At 36.0% G+C, this 18,704-nt stretch carries 16 protein-coding genes; 7 read left to right on the top strand and 9 right to left on the bottom strand.

Annotated elements, in window-relative coordinates; translation table 11 throughout:
• The first annotated feature begins 205 nt into the window (after positions 1 to 205).
• From B0A64_RS20150 to B0A64_RS20130, 5 genes are all read left to right on the top strand, one after another.
• Positions 206 to 757 carry a hypothetical protein gene (locus B0A64_RS20150; protein ID WP_089481282.1) on the top strand — a complete coding sequence of 184 codons (552 nt, stop codon included), beginning with the start codon at positions 206 to 208 and terminating at the stop codon, positions 755 to 757.
• Positions 705 to 3,881, top strand: coding sequence for a vWA domain-containing protein (locus B0A64_RS20145; RefSeq protein ID WP_089481281.1), 3,177 nt, complete (start codon positions 705 to 707; stop codon positions 3,879 to 3,881). Before B0A64_RS20150 ends, B0A64_RS20145 begins: the two co-directional genes overlap by 53 nt.
• 1,156 nt (positions 3,882 to 5,037) lie before the next feature.
• Entirely contained in the window at positions 5,038 to 6,159 is a 1,122-nt protein-coding gene (locus B0A64_RS25810) for a gliding motility-associated C-terminal domain-containing protein (protein WP_455423334.1), read from the top strand.
• Positions 6,160 to 6,192: 33 nt separating this feature from the next.
• Positions 6,193 to 7,110, top strand: coding sequence for a PorP/SprF family type IX secretion system membrane protein (locus B0A64_RS20135; protein ID WP_089481279.1), 918 nt, complete (start codon positions 6,193 to 6,195; stop codon positions 7,108 to 7,110).
• A 12-nt stretch (positions 7,111 to 7,122) separates the two neighbouring features.
• A complete protein-coding gene (locus tag B0A64_RS20130) occupies positions 7,123 to 9,060 on the top strand; it encodes an OmpA family protein (protein WP_089481278.1) in 1,938 nt (645 codons plus the stop codon).
• 122 nt (positions 9,061 to 9,182) lie between these two features.
• On the opposite strand, the gene B0A64_RS20125 is transcribed toward B0A64_RS20130, so the two are convergent.
• From B0A64_RS20125 to pyrR, 7 genes are all read right to left on the bottom strand, one after another.
• The gene (locus tag B0A64_RS20125; protein ID WP_089481277.1) at positions 9,183 to 9,686 is read right to left on the bottom strand and encodes a CAP domain-containing protein; all 504 of its coding nucleotides are present in this window, start codon (positions 9,684 to 9,686) and stop codon (positions 9,183 to 9,185) included.
• Between the two features lie 171 nt (positions 9,687 to 9,857).
• Positions 9,858 to 10,502: a pyridoxamine 5'-phosphate oxidase gene (gene pdxH, locus B0A64_RS20120; protein ID WP_089481276.1), complete on the bottom strand. Its 645-nt coding sequence runs from the start codon at positions 10,500 to 10,502 to the stop codon at positions 9,858 to 9,860.
• A 91-nt stretch (positions 10,503 to 10,593) separates the two neighbouring features.
• Positions 10,594 to 11,499 carry a ribonuclease Z gene (locus B0A64_RS20115; RefSeq protein WP_089481275.1) on the bottom strand — a complete coding sequence of 302 codons (906 nt, stop codon included), beginning with the start codon at positions 11,497 to 11,499 and terminating at the stop codon, positions 10,594 to 10,596.
• A gap of 89 nt (positions 11,500 to 11,588) precedes the next feature.
• The gene (locus B0A64_RS20110) at positions 11,589 to 11,921 is read right to left on the bottom strand and encodes a ribonuclease Z (protein ID WP_089481274.1); all 333 of its coding nucleotides are present in this window, start codon (positions 11,919 to 11,921) and stop codon (positions 11,589 to 11,591) included.
• Positions 11,922 to 12,070: 149 nt separating this feature from the next.
• Positions 12,071 to 12,997 (bottom strand): aspartate carbamoyltransferase catalytic subunit, encoded by a 927-nt coding sequence (locus B0A64_RS20105; protein WP_065449375.1) that lies wholly within the window; start codon positions 12,995 to 12,997, stop codon positions 12,071 to 12,073.
• An 84-nt stretch (positions 12,998 to 13,081) separates the two neighbouring features.
• Positions 13,082 to 13,723, bottom strand: a complete 642-nt coding sequence (locus tag B0A64_RS20100; protein WP_089481273.1) for a DUF6891 domain-containing protein — start codon at positions 13,721 to 13,723, stop codon at positions 13,082 to 13,084.
• Positions 13,724 to 13,828: 105 nt separating this feature from the next.
• Positions 13,829 to 14,368: a bifunctional pyr operon transcriptional regulator/uracil phosphoribosyltransferase PyrR gene (pyrR, locus tag B0A64_RS20095; protein WP_078005278.1), complete on the bottom strand. Its 540-nt coding sequence runs from the start codon at positions 14,366 to 14,368 to the stop codon at positions 13,829 to 13,831.
• Positions 14,369 to 14,726: 358 nt separating this feature from the next.
• Here pyrR and B0A64_RS20090 point away from each other — a divergent pair, with 358 nt between their 5' ends.
• Entirely contained in the window at positions 14,727 to 15,905 is a 1,179-nt protein-coding gene (locus tag B0A64_RS20090; RefSeq protein ID WP_089481272.1) for a YCF48-related protein, read from the top strand.
• 535 nt (positions 15,906 to 16,440) lie between these two features.
• Here B0A64_RS20090 and B0A64_RS25285 read toward each other — a convergent pair.
• Positions 16,441 to 16,602, bottom strand: a complete 162-nt coding sequence (locus tag B0A64_RS25285; protein ID WP_165769855.1) for a hypothetical protein — start codon at positions 16,600 to 16,602, stop codon at positions 16,441 to 16,443.
• Between the two features lie 80 nt (positions 16,603 to 16,682).
• Here B0A64_RS25285 and B0A64_RS25280 point away from each other — a divergent pair, with 80 nt between their 5' ends.
• Complete coding sequence (locus tag B0A64_RS25280) at positions 16,683 to 16,856, top strand: hypothetical protein (RefSeq protein ID WP_165606662.1); 174 nt, start codon at positions 16,683 to 16,685, stop codon at positions 16,854 to 16,856.
• A gap of 61 nt (positions 16,857 to 16,917) precedes the next feature.
• Here the strand turns inward: B0A64_RS25280 and B0A64_RS20085 are convergent, their stop codons facing one another.
• Positions 16,918 to 18,537, bottom strand: coding sequence for an ABC-F family ATP-binding cassette domain-containing protein (locus B0A64_RS20085; RefSeq protein WP_089481271.1), 1,620 nt, complete (start codon positions 18,535 to 18,537; stop codon positions 16,918 to 16,920).
• Positions 18,538 to 18,704: the final 167 nt, after the last annotated feature.

Genomic DNA, 18,704 nt, shown 5'->3' with positions numbered 1-18,704 from the left:
TTTTATAAAAAATTAAAAAAAATACTACATTTTAAATCATCACAAAAGAGTACTAAAATTACATTTTTCAGTAATTTTTAACAAAAAAATTACATTTCAACGACTTTTTAGGTTAGTTACAGATAAAAAAAACCAAAAGTATTCACCCTCTATAACTTTGATTCTGTTAAAATTTGATAAATATCACTAACAAAAATCTTAAGTTATGATAACTAAAACTACTCTTGAAAAAGCATTGAAATTTGTTAACAATTGTAAGTTTATCTTTTCCTTCAAAAAGAACATTTTTAAGAAAAACGTATTTGTCTTACTCTTTATTTTACTCTCTTCAATTTCATTTGCTCAGTCCGGATCTTGTAATGCTACTTTGATTGTAGAGAACAACGGAAACATCAGAAGCACTCCTCCCGACGGAACTTATTATGCGATGGTCCTAACGAACAACAGCTCCCTGACAGATACTTTTGTCCTGAGTGCTAAGAACATCAATGCTACTTGTGCGAATACGGATGGCAGTTCTACGGCAGGAAATGTAATGATCAATACTGATTTTATAGATTCTGAAAGAAATTCTCTTAGCGAAATCACTTTAAACGCGGGACAATCTGTGAATTTCTATATACACATTACGATACCAACAGGTACTTCTATACAAAAATGGTCTTGTAACGAAATCACCGCTACCTCAAAAAACTGTACCAATTATGCTATTGCTACTGTTTTGCATACTTATGTCATTAATCCAGTTAATGATTAAAATAAATATATCCGGTATTCCCTTAAAATATTTCAAAATGGAAAAACAATTACGCTCTCTAAGCAGTTATTTACGAGATATAAAAAAAATATACGTTGTTGTATTATTTCTTCTGTCCTTTTTTTCAGGCTCAGCTCAAACCATAACTACCAATAAAACGGTTACCGCAAACCCAGGCAATTGTGGCATTGTGAATGTAAAAGTAGATATAACGGGATCAAATCCTGTTACCCGAAATTCAGATGTGATTTTGGCAATTGATGTTTCCGGGAGTATGGGTAATACAATCCCGGGAGATTTTAAAACTTCTATGGATTATGCCAAAGATGCTGCATTAGCGTATTTAACACAAGCTAAAGTAAATCCTTTGAACCGAATTGCAATTGTAGCTTACAGCACAACGGCTAGTTTAAAAATAGGGCTTACTTATTTGAATGCCGCGGGTGTAACTGCCATAACTGCTCAGATTAATGCCTTGCAGGCAACCAATTCGACCAACATTTATGCAGGAATTGTTCGATCAGAAACAGAATTAGAAACGAATGGCAGATTTGATTGCAGTACAGCAAGAGCTATTATTTTATTGACAGATGGTGTAACAAACGTAACGGGAACCAGCGGGAACACAAATTGTAATGTTAGCAAAACATCGCAATGTGTTACTGATGCTATAAATGCTGCTACAAATGCAAAAACAACAACAAAATCAAGTGTTGTTTATAACAATCAGGTTTTTTCTGTTGGTCTTTTTGGCGGTATCAGCGGAAACATAAATACGAACAATAGCGATCAGAATATTGCTAAATTTACGCTTGACGGTATTCAGGGAAGTGCTGCTTATATTACTCAAAGTGGTGCGAACTTAACCTCAATATACAATCAGATTGCTACTCAAATTTCGTGGGTTGCTCAAAATTTAGTCACAAAAGAAACTGTCATTCCGGGTTTTACAATAAGTGCTATTACTACTTCAAAAGGTACAACCTCAACAGCGGGACAGGTAATTACATGGAATACTGATTTTTTAAATTCAGAAACTATTACTTTAAATTACCAGTTAACGCCTACCGGAACAGCTTGCGGTACTCAAACGGTAAGTACCTCTACATTCAATTATCAAAACTCAGCTTGTGCCAATGATTCTAAAGCGATCAGCAGTCCAACTTATTTTGTGCCGTGTGCACCTGTAATTACAGGAACTCTGATAGCATGTGGATCGACTACTTTAACGGCTTCGACAAATGCATCTTCTCCAACTTATGTTTGGTATAAAGATAATGTGGTGTTATCGGGTCAGACTTCTGCTACTCTTGTGGCAACAGCAAGTGGGGTTTATAAAGTAGTTGTCAAAAATGGTGTTACAAATTGTCAATTAACCTCAGCAGATTCTACGGTATCGATTAGCCCGGCTGCTGCACTTACAGCACCTGCGAATACAACTATTTCAGGATGCGGAACAGCAGCTATAACAGGGCTCCAGTATAATACCGCAAGTACTACTATAACCCTTGCTCAATTAACCACTGCGGGAGGTACTTTACCAAATAGCGCTTTAATTGGAACTTACACAATATCGTATTCTGATGTTGCTACAGGTACTTGCCCAACAATTGTTACACGTACGTACAAAGTTGTAACAAGTTGTGGTACTATTACCGCTGTGCAAACCATCACAATAACTGACACCACTGCACCAACCTGGACAACTCAGGCAGGAACACTAAATGTTTCATTGCAATGTAGTGATGCAGCAGGATTAACAGCGGCTCAAAACCAAACTCCGGTTGCAACCGATACTTGTGGAGGGACTGTAACCTATACTAAAACCAGCGGGAATTTCGTCGCAGGTTCTTGTGCCAATTCCGGAACGTATACCAATACCTGGGTTGCAAAAGATGTGTGTTCGAATACCTCAACAACTTTCACGCAAGTAATCACGATTCAGGACACCACTGCGCCAACATGGACAACGGCTGCAAATGCACTGGATGCTACTTTGCAATGTAGCGATACAACAGGATTAACAACTGCGCAAAACCAAACTCCGGTTGCAACCGATACTTGTGGCGGAACAGTAACCTATACTAAAACCAGCGGAAATTTCGTCGCAGGTTCTTGCGCCAATTCCGGAACCTATACCAACACTTGGATCGCAAAAGATGTGTGTTTGAATACCTCAACAACTTTCACACAAGTAATCACGATTCAGGACACCACTGCGCCAACCTGGACAACGGCTGCAAATACGCTGGATGCTACTTTGCAATGTAGTGATGCAGCAGGATTAACAGCTGCGCAAAACCAAACTCCGGTTGCAACCGATACTTGTGGAGGGACTGTAACATACACCAAAACCAGCGGGAATTTCGTCACAGGTTCTTGTGCCAATTCCGGAACGTATACCAATACCTGGGTTGCAAAAGATGTGTGTTCGAATACCTCAACAACTTTCACGCAAGTAATCACGATTCAGGACACCACTGCGCCAACATGGACAACGGCTGCAAATGCACTGGATGCTACTTTGAAATGTAGCGATACAACAGGATTAACAGCGGCTCAAAACCAAACTCCGGTTGCAACCGATACTTGTGGCGGAACAGTAACCTATACTAAAACCAGCGGGAATTTCGTTGCAGGTTCTTGCGCCAATTCCGGAACATATACCAATACCTGGGTCGCAAAAGATGTGTGTTTGAATACCTCAACAACTTTCACGCAAGTAATCACGATTCAGGACACCACTGCACCAACATGGACAACGGCTGCAAATGCACTGGATACTACTTTGCAATGTAGTGATGCAACAGGATTAACAACTGCGCAAAACCAAACTCCGGTTGCAACCGATACTTGTGGCGGAACGGTAACCTATACTAAAACCAGCGGGAATTTCGTCGCAGGTTCTTGCGCCAATTCCGGAACCTATACCAATACCTGGATCGCAAAAGATGTGTGTTTGAATACTTCGACAATTTTTACCCAAGTAATCACGATTCAGGACACCACTGCGCCAATATGGACAACAGCTACAAATGCACTGGATGCTACTTTGCAATGTAGCGATACAACAGGATTAACAGCTGCGCAAAACCAAACTCCGGTTGCAACNNACCTATACTAAAACCAGCGGGAATTTCGTTGCAGGTTCTTGCGCAAATTCCGGAACATATACCAATACCTGGGTTGCAAAAGATGTGTGTTTGAATACCTCGACAATTTTTACCCAAGTGATTACAATTCAGGATACCACTGCGCCAGCCTGGACAACAGCTGCAAATGCACTGGATGTTACTTTGCAATGTAGTGATACAACAGGATTAACAGCAGCTCAAAATCAAGCTCCCGTTGCAACCGATACTTGTGGCGGGACTGTAACCTATACTAAAACTAGCGGGAATTTCGTCGCAGGTTCTTGCGCCAATTCCGGAACATATACCAATACCTGGGTCGCAAAAGATGTGTGTTTGAATACCTCAACAACTTTCACGCAAGTGATTACAATACAAGATACCACTGCGCCAACCTGGACAACGGATGCAAATGCACTGGATGTTACTTTGCAATGTAGTGATGCAGCAGGATTAACAGCGGCTCAAAACCAAACTCCGGTTGCAACCGATACTTGTGGCGGAACAGTAACCTATACTAAAACCAGCGGGAATTTCGTCGCAGGTTCTTGCGCCAATTCCGGAACGTATACCAACACCTGGATCACAAAAGATGTTTGTTTGAATACTTCGACAATTTTTACCCAAGTAATTACTATTCAGGACACCACTGCGCCAATATGGACAACAGCTACAAATGCACTGGATGCTACTTTGCAATGTAGTGATGCAGCAGGATTAACAGCGGCTCAAAACCAAACTCCGGTTGCAACCGATACTTGTGGAGGGACTGTAACCTATACTAAAACCAGCGGGAATTTCGTCGCAGGTTCTTGTGCCAATTCCGGAACATATACCAATACCTGGGTCGCAAAAGATGTGTGTTTGAATACTTCGACAATTTTCACCCAAGTAATTACTATTCAGGACACCACTGCGCCAACCTGGACAACGGCTGCAAATGCACTGGATGTTACATTGCAATGTAGCGATACAACAGGATTAACAACTGCGCAAAACCAAGCCCCTGTTGCAACCGATACTTGTTCAAGTATTAGCTATATAAAAACAAGCGGTCAATTTGTAGCGTCTGCATCTTGCAGTAATGTTGGAACTTATACCAATATCTGGATTGCAAAAGATGAATGCGGAAATAATACTACTGCTTTTATGCAAACTATCACAATACAGGATACAACCGCACCGGTATTTGACGGAGTACTACCGACCAACATCACTGTATCATGCGACAAAGTTCCTGAAGTACCTGTTATAACTGCACAGGATAATTGCAATATAGATGTGCCTATAGTTTATACAGAGACAAAGAGTACTATCGAAAATGAATGTGATACAAATTATACCTTAACCCGCAAATGGGCAACTAGTGATTGTTCCGGTAATACAGCTTCTTTTACTCAGATAATTACAGTTAAGGACACTACTGCTCCTACCGGAACTGCTCCGGCAGATAGTACCAACTTACAAAACATATCAGATATTCCGGTTGCAAATCCTAACGCTATACTTGATGCCACTGATAATTGCAGCCAAACTGTAAATGTTACAGTGAGTGATTCTAATAATGGGGGTACAGGTTGTACAAACAGCCCGTATATCTTAACCAGAACCTACACGCTCTCTGACTGTGCCGGTAATAAAACGGAATTAGTGCAGACGATAACCATTAGCCACAATAATTTGACAGCGGCACCAATTGCTGCTCAGGCTTGTAATGCAGATACATCTACTGTGAATTTATTTAACTTATTCCCAGCAAACACCTCTACCAAAGGTACCTGGATCGATACTGATAACTCTCATGCTATAGAAGGCAGTATTGTTACCTCGTTTGGGTTATCGCTTGGTATGTACCAATTTGAATATCAAATAAAAGATGAAGTTTGTCCGAGAAGTTTATTTGTAAACCTTTCTATTAATGATGATTGTAAAGTTCTGGCTTGTGGAAATGTAGTTGTTCATAATGCTTTTTCGCCTAATGGAGACGGAATAAATGATCTTTTTGCAATTGATAATATTGATGACACAACTTGTTATCCTGAAAATACGGTAGAAATCTATAACCGTTGGGGAATATTAGTATTTGAAACTAACAATTATAATAATAAAACTAATGCATTCGACGGAACATCAAGAGGCAGAACCACCATTAAACAAGCTGATGGATTACCAACCGGAACTTATTTCTACATTATAAACTATCAATCGTTAGATGGCAACAATGTGATTCAAAATAATAAGAAAGATGGGTATTTGTATCTGTCTAAATAAAAAATCGATAGTAATAATATAATAATATCTATTATGAGAACAAAATTATTTTCTTTCGTTTTGATGTTCGCAGCTATTGGAGGTTATGCACAGCAAGATGCACAATTTACGCAATATATGTACAACACCATAAATATCAATCCGGCTTATGCAGGATCTCGAGGAGTTTTAAGTGTTTTTGGGTTATATCGTACACAATGGGTTGGATTGGATGGTGCTCCAAAAACCAGTACATTTTCTGTCAATTCGCCTATTAATAATAGTAACCTTGGAGTTGGAGTTTCTCTTGTTAATGATAAAATTGGTCCAACCAATGAAAACAATCTTTCGGTAGATCTTTCGTATACTGTTCAGACTTCGGCAGATTTTAAACTTTCTTTTGGGATTAAAGGAACTGCTAATTTATTCAATCTGGATGTCAATAAATTAAATCCGGAAAGTCAGGGCGATCCGCAGTTTCAGGATCTAAAAAATAAATTCTCACCCAACATTGGAGCCGGTGTTTATTGGCATTCTGACAAGGCGTACCTTGGATTATCTGTACCTAATTTTATCGAAACCAATCGGTATGATGATAATGATATTGCCATTTTTAAGGATAAAATCAACTATTATTTAATGGCAGGATATGTATTTGATCTTGATAAATTGGAATACATAAAATTCAAACCGGCAGTTTTAACCAAAATGGTTGAGGGGGCTCCGCTTCAGGTAGATGTATCGGCTAACTTTATGTTTATCGACAAATTTGTGGTGGGCGTGGCTTACAGATGGAGCGCTTCTCTTAGTGCAATGGTTGGCTTTCAGGTCTCAGATGGCTTATACATAGGTTATGGCTATGATCGCGAAACCACCAATTTAAACAACTATAATTCAGGATCTCACGAAATATTCCTGCGTTATGAATTCTTTAAAAACAATGGTAAATTGACTACACCACGTTTCTTCTAAAATAAAATGATTATGAAAAATTATATATTTCTTTATCTGACTCTTATAATTGTTTTTTCATTTGACAGTTATTCGCAACAATCTAAGGTAGCCGCCGGAGACAGAAAATATGAGAGCTACGCTTATATCGATGCTATAAAAACCTATGAACGTGTAGCAAACAAAGGTTACAAATCTGAAGATATGTTCAGGAAACTGGGTAATTCTTATTACTTTAATTCTGATTTTGAAGGTGCTGCCAAATGGTATGCAGCACTATTTGATATGACTACCAATGTTGAGCCGGAATATTATTACAGATATGCACAATCGCTAAAATCAATTGGCCAAACAGATAAAGCCAATAAACTGCTGGTTGCGTTTCATACAAAATTCAAAAATGACAATAGAGGAAAACTATATATAGACGATCTAAATTATCTCGATGAGATCAAGGCAAATTCAGGACGTTACAAAATCGAAGATGCAGGAATCAACTCCAAATACTCCGACTATGGATCATTTGTTTATGACAACAAAATCTATTTTGCCTCGGCAAGAGACACCGGAAACTTTTCGCAACGTAAGCACAAATGGACGAACGAATATTTTACTAATTTATATTTTGCCCATGTTGATCCTGAGACTAATGAGAGCTCGAAAGTTGAGAAATTTAAAACTGTCCTTAATACCAAATTTCACGAATCGTCTCCGGTTTTTACCAAAGATGGAAAAACGGTTTATTTTACCCGAAACAATTATGTAAACGGCAAAAAAGGAAAAGATGAAAATAAAATTACTTTAATAAAATTATACAAAGCAACGCTCGAAAATGGCAAGTGGGCCAATGTTGCAGAACTTCCGTTTAACAGCAACAATTATAGCATGGCGCATCCTGCGTTAAGTCCGGATGAAAAAACGCTTTATTTTGCAACTGATATGCCCGGAACATTAGGGCAATCGGATATTTTTAAGGTATCGATTAATAGTGATGGCTCATACGGGACACCCGAAAATTTAGGAAATACTATTAATACAGAAGGAAAGGAAACTTTTCCGTATGTAACTAGTGAAAACGAAATTTATTTTGCCTCAGACGGTCATCCCGGATTAGGCGGATTGGATGTATTTGTGGGTAAAATTGAAGATAATGGAACTATTAGCAGTATCCAAAATCTGGGAGCTGATGTAAACTCTCCTAAAGATGATTTTGCCTATATCATAGATCCCGTTTCGAGAAGGGGTTATTTTAGTTCTGATAAAGACGGCGGCAAGGGATCTGATGATATTTATAAATTTCTGGAAACCCGAAGACTACAATGCATTCAGGAGTTAAACGGAGTTATTACAGATGCTGAAACGAACGCTATTTTACCCGGGACAAAGGTTACTTTATATGAAGGTACAGCAATAAAAAACAGTACAATTGCAGACGCAGGCGGGTTTTATAGCTTTGCTGTTGAATGCGGAAAAACGTATAACGTAAGGGCCGAAAAACAAGACTATACAACTAAAGAGTTAAGTGTAACGATTGAAAAACTAACCGGAAAAACAAGTCTTCCTATTGCATTAGAGAAATCGATTTGTAAAGTTACTATTGGGGATGATCTTGGAAAATGCTTTGGAATTAAAATGATTTATTTTGATTTGGATAAATCTAATATACGAACCGAAGCAGCATTAGATCTGGAGAAAATTCTGGACGTATTAAATAACAATCCAACGATGAAACTTGATATCCGTTCGCATACAGATAGTAGAGCTACTTATGAATATAATGAGGCTTTGTCAAACCGAAGAGCAAAATCTACCCTACAATGGCTTATTAAAAACGGTATAAAATCTAACCGGTTAACGGGAAAAGGTTACGGAGAAACCCAACTAGTAAACGGTTGTTCTGATGGGGTAAAATGTACCGAAGAAGAACATCAAATGAACAGACGAAGCGAATTTATTATAACAGCTTTGTAGTTTAATAAAAATTGTACTATTTGCAAAAGCTGTCTGAGTCCAGACAGCTTTTTATACAAAAAAGTCGTTGTAAATCTATGATTTACAACGACCAATAAAAACCAACCAGTCCAATAATATTTTTAAATTTTCACGAATATATTCGTGTAATATTTTTTTCCCGTTTTAGCATCAATTGTTACTGACAAACCAAAATGAGTATAATCGCCTACGATATTTTCTTTGTGTCCGGGACTTTCTAACCAGGCTTTTACGGCCGCATCAGAAGTTTTATAATTGTAAGCTACATTTTCGCCTACTTTTTTTGCACCTAACAGCGTAATAATGTTGTTAGAACGTGCCGTAAAATCATTATGATCGACAACATTATTTGCAATCATGTATATGTTATGCTCTTCGCATTTATACGAAATATGATTTATTGCTTCCAGTGCATTCAAACCAATACTTACACGATAATCGTTGATAAGTTTCATGGTTTCAATTTCAGAGTCATTATAGGTGTAGTTTTTTACCAGAGCTTCAGTTGTGGAGCTGTTTTCAGTTGCTTCGGCATTATCTGCAGAGCATGAGTTCATTGTAATAAATATTACAACGAACATCATGGCATACATCATCTTTTTCATAATCAATTGCAGTTAATATTAAAGTAAATGTTGGGGCAAATTCCTTAATCTCTATTTTTAAATAAATCGTTTTAGTTTTATTTTTCAAACATATTCAATTTATCGCCATACTACAAAATTAATCGATGAAATACACTATTTTATTTTTATTATATATAAAAATCTTACAAACTAAGAAGATAACCTCTCTATTTTCCACGAAAAATCAGATTGACTTTGATAACGTATTCTGTCATGCAACCTGTTAGGTCTTCCTTGCCAAAATTCTACCTCTAAAGGAGTTACTAAAAATCCGCCCCAATTATCAGGTCTTGGAATTAGTTTTCCTTCAAATTCTGCTTCTAATTTTTTTAAATTTTCTTCTAAAAAAGTTCTTGACGGAATCACTTCGCTTTGATGCGAAACAATTGCACCAAGTTTGCTTCCATCAGGACGGGAATCAAAATAGCCGTCAGATATATTCTCAGAAGTTTTTTGCGCAATTCCTTTTATGATTACCTGACGTTCCATTTCCTGCCAGAAAAAAGACAAACAAACATTAGGATTTACGGCAATTGCTTTTCCTTTTTCGGAATCGTAATTGGTATAAAAGATAAACCCTTCTTCAGAAAATTTCTTTAACAAAACGACTCTTGATTTCGGAAAACCATCCAATCCAATAGTCGAAACGGTCATGGCATTTACTTCTCCGCTTGCGCCAAAATCTTCTACCTCATGAAACCATCTGTTAAAAAGATTAATGGGATCTTCGGGAATATTAGTTTCTAATAATTCGCTTTTCTCGTAAGATTTTCTATAATTGCTTAAATCGTTCATGACTTATTATTTTAGATTTTAGATGGTAGATTTTAGATTAAATTATGACGATAAGCAGTTTCTACTCATAACTCATAATTCATAACTTTTTTTAGAACTCAAAACTTCTCCCGTCATCTCCCGAAAGTACATTTGGAAAAACGGTTTCTGCTTCTTCTTTAAAACGTTCAATTCCGTCATATCGTGTAGAGTAATGTCCTAAAACCAATTGTTTTGCATTTGCTTTAAGCGCAATTGTTGCGGCTTCGATTGCTGTAGAATGTAATGTTTTTTTAGCCAAAGCAGCTTCTGATTCCAAAAAGGTTGATTCGTGGTATAAAACATCAACATCTTTGATTATCGGAATTATATCTTCATGATAAACGGTATCAGAACAAAAAGCATAACTCAACGCCGGAATGGGATCAAAAGATAATTTTTCGTTTTCGATCACCGTTCCATCATCCAGTGTAACATCTCCGCCGCCTTTTATTTTTTGATAATAAGCGGTATGAATATCATACTGCTCAACAGCTTCAACATTTAACTTTCTGTCTCCGGGTTTTTCCTGAAACAAAAATCCATTTGTATATACACGATGCTTTAGCGGAATTGTTGTAACAATGACTCTGTTATCTTCAAAAATAACTTCACTTTCTTTAGATTCTAACTCATGAAAAAATAACTCATAAGTTGTCCAGGAATTCGAGAGTTTCAATTGCAAAGTAATAATTTCTTTGACTCCTTTTGGCCCGTAAATATGTAAATCAGTTGTACGGCCTAAAAGGGCAAAAGTCGATATGGTACCAATTAGCCCAAAAAAGTGATCTCCATGCAAATGCGAAATAAAAATGTGATTAATCTTTGAGAATTTAATCTTATTTTTTCGCAATTGTACCTGAGTTCCTTCGCCACAATCTATTAAAAACAATCTGTTTTTAATTTCTAATACCTGCGAAGTTGGGTTGGTAATTGTTCTGGGAGTTGCGGCATAACAGCCAAGTATGGTTAATTTCATTTTAGATTTTAGATTGTTGATTTTAGATTGAGGAAGTCGTATTTAAGATTGATTTAGTTATTCAAAAATCTAAAATCTGAACTCTAAATCTAAAATCCCAAGTCTCTTTCAATTTCTTCCATTTCGATAATATCGTGAGCTTCTAAAAGGGAAGGAACCACAGTTAATTTATCAGAAATAGCATTAAAATCAAGATCAGCCACCACAATTACAAATGACTTTTTGGCCTTTGTATGTTGCTTCGAAAGTGGCAAAAAGAGTTTGAGATCTTTCTCTGCCAATACAGGATTTGCAGATAAATCGATTATAACATTTTGTTTTTCAAAGGTTTTAAACTGCTGCGTAACTTTTTCCAGAAAACCATTAAAATCTCCCTGAGTATCTTTGATTATTGTTGTATGTCCTTTTTGATCTACTTTCATCTTATATTTTATAGGCGCTGTTTTCAAGAGCTAAGGTACGTTTTTTTTAGTTTTCAGTCGCGGTCTCCGTTTATAGTATTTAGTCTCGGTCTCCGTTTTCAGTTTTTACTCTGCATTTTATCAGACTGTCATTCAGACTAAAAACTAAACTATTGAATCTTAGAAGCCAATAAATAAATCACCGCCATTCTGATCGCTACACCATTTTCAACCTGATTTAAAATCACAGAATGATCGGAGTCTGCCACTTCAGAGGTTATCTCTACTCCTCTATTTATTGGTCCGGGGTGCATGATAACGATTTCTTTATTTAGAGAATCTAATAAGGGTTTATCGACTCCGTATTGTTGTGCATATTCGCGTGTAGATGGAAAAAAGTTCACATCCATACGTTCGTTTTGTACCCGAAGCATATTAGCAACATCGCACCATTCGAGCGCTTTTCGCAAATTAGGTTCAACTGTAACTCCTAATGATTCGATATACCTTGGAATCAATGTTTTTGGTCCGCAAACTTTAACTTCGGCGCCTTGCATTTGCAAAGCATATATATTGGATAAGGCTACTCTGGAATGCAGAATATCGCCTACAATAACTACTTTTTTTCCGGCTACATCGCCTAGTTTTTCTCTAATCGAATAACTGTCTAACAAAGCCTGAGTTGGATGTTCGTGTGCTCCGTCTCCGGCGTTTACAATACTTGCTTTGACATTTTTGGATAAAAAATAAGCCGCTCCGGGATTGGAGTGGCGCATTACAACCATGTCAACTTTCATGGAAAGGATATTATTTACAGTATCAATAAGGGTTTCTCCTTTTTTAACAGAAGACTGAGCCGCAGAGAAACTAATGACATCTGCTGATAATCGTTTTTGTGCCAACTCAAACGACAGTTTTGTTCTGGTACTGTTCTCAAAGAAAATATTGGCAATGGTAATATCTCGTAATGAAGGAACTTTTTTAATGGGTCTGTTAATGACTTCTTTAAAATGATCGGCAGTTTCAAAAATCAGGTTAATATCATTCTCGTTGATGTATTTGATTCCTAATAAATGATTTACGCTTAATTCTTTCATTTTTATTTCTTTAATATTTAATTGTCAAATTCTTGAATTTCTGAAACATTCAGTCTTTCAATACTACTGCTAAAAGCAGCTACTCTATTGTATCATTCGCTCTACAACCTCACTATAATCTTGTAGATCTCTGCCGTCTTCATCAAAAATATGCTGCCATCTAAAACCCGGAATTTCTATTTTGCTCCTTGCAGATCCATTCCAGTTTACTTCAAGACCGTTATTTCTTAAAGCTTCGGCAACTATTTTCCCTACTTCTATTGTTGTTGCATCATCAGAGTTATCTACTTTCTGGAAAGCAATAAACAAACCGGGATCTTCGATTGCAATGGCTCTCGCCAAATCTTGTTCGTGATAAAAACAATACCCGTCAGATTCGACTTCGTTTTCCTGTAAGGCTCTTTCTACCTCAACAACTTCATATTCGCCATCTGTTGTGGTATAACCTGCATTATGAAGGGCCAATATATTCTCGTCACACAATTCATCAAACGCTTTTATTAGTCTTTCAGTATCTGTTGGGCTTTTCCATTGTTTACTTTCTGAGAGTAACTTTTGGTATTCTTCTCTTATTTTATCAAATGCCCACTCTTCTGAAATTTCATCTTCAAATTCATTGTCTTCGATTTCTTCCAGGATGTTTTCCTGAATCTCATCAAGAGAAAGAAATCCCATTCTGACCTGATTAAAAATTGACTCATAAATAAATTCTTGGTTCTCTGTCATATTTTTTTGTTTAATCGGTTAATTGTTTAACCGTTTATTTGTCTATTTATTAAAATTGTTTAATCGCAAAAAACGAATAAACAATTAACCGATTTGACGATTAAACTAATTCGTTATCAGGTAAACGGCGTCTTCCCCTTCATTTTCTTTCCAGCTTACTTTTACTTTTTCATCATTTATAGCATCTACCTGACGACCACGATAATCGGGTTGTATAGGCAGGTTACGGCTAAAACGTCTGTCGATTAACACTAATAATTCGATTTCTGAAGGGCGTCCAAAAGATTGAATTGCAGTCAGGGCAGAACGAATACTTCGCCCCGTAAACAATACGTCATCGATAAAAATGACTTTCTTGTTTTCGACTATAAAATTTATTTGTGTTTTGTTGGCTTCAAGTGGTTTATCAGTACGACGAAAATCATCTCTAAAAAAAGTGATGTCCAGATATCCCAAAGAAATTTCAGGAACCTGGTATTCGTTTTCTAATATTTGTTTTAAACGTTCAGCTAAAAAAACGCCTCTTGGCTGAATTCCCACTAAAATAGTATCAGAGAAATCAAGGTGTTTTTCGATCAACTGACAAGCCAAACGATGGAGTATGATAGTAACTTCTTTAGAATTAAGTAATACTTTTTGACTCATAATTAAGTGTAATGTTTGGTTGGGCAAATATACAAAATCAGAATTTATTTGTTGTGCTGTTGGGGATTGAAATATTTTTATTTGAATTGGTGGCAAATTTCGAAGTTTAAAAGTACAATTTGGATATAGATTTATATTTTAAAAAATAAAATCTTACTTTTTTATATACAGCCTTAAGTTAAAAATTCTATTTTAGCATAGAAAAATAATACAAAAATCAACTCATTTGGCATTCATTAAAAGAACATCAAAGTCATAGAACTTTATATAAACACATATCATAATACACCATAAATCATTCAACTTAAATATTTTAAAAAAGTGAGGAGTCAACACGATAAAAACGGACCCAATAAAAATGAAAAAAAAATTACTCTTAGTATTGTTCTTAATCGTTTTACAAAACAGCCATGCCCAATGGAGTAAAATTACATCGCCTTACGCAGGAAATTTTTGGGCAATAAAGTTCTTTGATCAAAATAATGGATACATTGGCGGCAATACGGCTATTTTAAAAACTACTGATGGCGGAAACACCTGGACATCTAAATCGATATCCAATTTTTCGATTAATAGTTTCTCGTTTCCTAGTGCAACTGTTGGATATTATGGCTGCAATAATAATATTGTAGCAAAAACCACCGATATGGGAGCTACCTGGACAAATCAGAATCCAAATGCAAGTCCGTATGCTATATTGTCTGTAAGTTTTCCTACTGTAACAACAGGTTATGGGGTGGGCGACGCAGGACTTATCAGAAAAACAACAGATGGCGGAGCAACATGGACGAGCCAAACTTCAGGTTTAACAACCGGATTAGAAGAAGTTCATTTTTTTGATGTAAATACTGGAATCTGTATTGGTGATAGTGGTAAAATTAAAAGAACTACAAATGGTGGCACAACCTGGGTTACAATTTCAAGTGGAACTTCTGAAAACCTATACGATATCTTCTTTCTAAACGCAAATACAGGTTTTATAGCCGGAGCGGCGGGAACAATTCTTAAAACAACCAATGGCGGACAAACCTGGACAGCGTTAAATTTAGGAACTACTGATTGGATGTATTGCATTTGTTTTAAAGATGCCTTAACAGGATATGCAGCAGGTGCTCAGGGAAAAATGTTCAAAACCATAGATGGTGGAGTAACATGGACACCTGAAGTTTCCGGAGTAAGTATTGCCAAAGCTATAAATGATATTATTTACATTAATAATAGATTTATTGCCGTAACGAATCAAGGAGAAATAATTACAGATGTTCCCACTTTAGGAATTAATGAAAACATCAAAGAAGATTCTTCTGTTTTGGTATATCCTAATCCTACATCAGATACTTTTTCTATAGATTATCATAACGACGAAAATTTGACTTTTAACATCAATATCATCAATTCAAATGGTATTATAGTAAAATCGAAGGTTTTAAAGGATAGCCGAACTGTAAATATTAAAGATTTGAGTAATGGTGTTTATATTGTCGAAATTAAGGCAGACCAATTTACAGCCAGAAAAAAATTAATCATTAAGAAATAAAATTCAGCTGATTGAAATGTTATCTTAATATTGAGTTTGTATCGTTAGAATCAAAATGGTAGTCCCGGCGGGACGTTATATTTGTAGAAATTTATATCGCATTTGATAAACCCCATCGGGGTGATATCTATCGCTATTTTAAAAAAAACAAATATCGCTCCGCTGGAGCTTTTACCAATCTAATTCATTAATTAGCTATAAATATTTTGCTCCGCTGGAGCTTTTCTTTATAAGAGCTAGTGATTTTTATTATAAAAAAATCGAAAATGTTTGAACATAAAAAAATCAAAAAAAAGAACTGATCAAAGAATTAAAAAAGGGTGAAAAGGCTGGATTTATAAAAGATTTCAACCGTGATTTATTTTAAAATAATCTTTACAAAAAATATTTAAAAAAAATAAGATTGATCTAATTGTTGCAATTTTAAATTCCATAGGAATACTTCATATTGTAGCAACGGATTTTAATCCGCTGCTATTAACGCAATAGATGAAAGTTCCATTGGAACGATTCATATTAATAAAGCGTCATATACCTATTTCGAACCTACGGCTCTCTTTTCTTTTGCATTCTTGTAGACTGGATTAAAATCCAGCCCTACAATATGGATCGAGCCGATGGCTCTTTTTGAATATCTTTGATATTCTTTATGACTAATCAAAATCATAGAACTTTTGAGCCAAATTATATAACGCATTTTTTTGTTGTTTGAAGTAATTTTATTCTACGATAATTAGAATAGTAAATTCTTTTTAAAACAATTAAAACAGCAAAATCATGCAAAAGAACATTACACGTTTGTTAATGGTATTCGTAATACTATTTTCATTTACAAGTTGCGAAGTTATTGGAGACATTTTTAAAGCCGGAATGGGATTCGGGATTTTTATCGTAATCTTTATTGTCGCGATTATCATCTTTATATTCGCTAAGCTTTTTGGTAAAAAATAAGACATAAAAAAATCCCGATCGCCACAGCGATCGGGATTTCTTTTTTATCTAAAAGCTATTTTTATTTAGCGTACATTTTTGTTCTTAATTCCTGAACTTTTTCATCATCAAGATATTCATCAAATGTCATGTAGCGATCGATTGCTCCGTTTGGTGTAAGTTCTACTACCCTATTACCAACTGTTTGTGCAAACTCGTGGTCATGTGTGGTAAAAATTACAGAACCTTTAAAGTTTTTCAACGAGTTGTTGAAAGCGGTAATCGACTCCAAATCTAAGTGATTCGTTGGTTCATCCAGCATTAAGATGTTAGCGCGTTCCATCATCATTCTTGAAAGCATACAACGTACTTTTTCTCCTCCTGATAATACACGGCTTGTTTTTAAAGCTTCTTCTCCTGAGAAAATCATTTTTCCTAAGAAACCTCTAATAAAAACCTCATCACGCTCTTCTTCTGTTTTTGCATATTGACGTAACCAATCTACCAAAGTCAAATCGTTTTCGAAGAATGAATGGTTTTCTGCCGGCAAATAAGCCTGATTGGTAGTAATTCCCCAATCGAAAGTTCCAGAATCTGCTTTTTGTTGGTTGTTCAGTATTTCGTAGAAAGCTGTTGTAGCACGTGAATCTTTAGAGAAAAGAACAATTTTATCGCCTTTTGCCATATTCAAATTTACACCTTTAAACAAAAGATCACCATCTATAGAAGCTTCAAGGTTTTCGACATTCAAAATCTGATCTCCTGCTTCACGATCCTGATCAAAAATAATTGCAGGATAACGACGGCTTGAAGGCTTGATATCTGAAATATTCAATTTAGAGATCATTTTTTTACGAGATGTTGCTTGTTTTGATTTTGCAACGTTTGCACTAAAACGACGAATAAACTCTTCTAATTCCTGTTTCTTTTCTTCTGCTTTTTTGTTTTGTTGTGCACGTTGTTTTGCTGCCAATTGGCTAGATTCGTACCAGAAGGTATAATTTCCTGAATAGTGATTTATTTTTCCAAAATCGATATCAGAAATATGTGTACAAACTGAATCTAAAAAGTGACGGTCGTGAGATACTACGATTACAGTATTTTCATAATTTGCCAGGAAATTTTCTAACCAAGTGATGGTTTCAAAATCCAAATCGTTGGTAGGCTCATCCATAATAAGCAAATCCGGGTTTCCAAAAAGCGCTTGCGCCAAAAGCACACGTACTTTAATTTTTCCTTCAAGATCGCCCATTAAAGTATAATGATGCTCTTCGTTGATTCCTAAGTTAGACAACATCGATGCGGCATCAGAATCTGCATTCCACCCGTTCATTTCTTCGAACTGAACCTGAAGTTCTCCAATTCTGTCTGCGTTCTTGTCGTTGTAGTCTAAATAAAGTTCATCCATTTCTTTTTTAACAGCATACAAAACTTTATTTCCCATCAAAACGGTTTCCAAAACGGTATGTTCATCGAACAAGTTGTGGTTTTGTGTTAAAACCGACATACGTTTTCCTGGTTCTAAATGAATGTGTCCAGAAGTTGGGTCGATGTCGCCCGAAATGATTTTTAGAAAAGTAGATTTTCCAGCACCATTGGCTCCAATAACTCCATAAATATTTCCGTGTGTGAATGTGGTATTTACTTCGTCAAACAAAATTCGTTTGCCAAATTGAACTGATAAATTATTGACTGTTAACATGAATGTCTTTTTAATTAATTTGGTGCAAAAGTACGGAAAAAGGTTCAGAGTTGCAAAGGTACAAAGGACCAAAGTTTTTTTATCACCTAGATAATTATTACCCAATCTTGTCATTTCGAGGAACGAGAAATCTTCGCGAGAAACTCCGCAACTAATTTTCAATCTTT

The sequence above is a fragment of the Flavobacterium araucananum genome (assembly GCF_002222055.1).
Classification (GTDB): domain Bacteria; phylum Bacteroidota; class Bacteroidia; order Flavobacteriales; family Flavobacteriaceae; genus Flavobacterium; species Flavobacterium araucananum.
The sequence above is the reverse complement of the archived record's forward strand: the minus strand, read 5'-3'. Positions and strand labels throughout refer to the sequence as shown.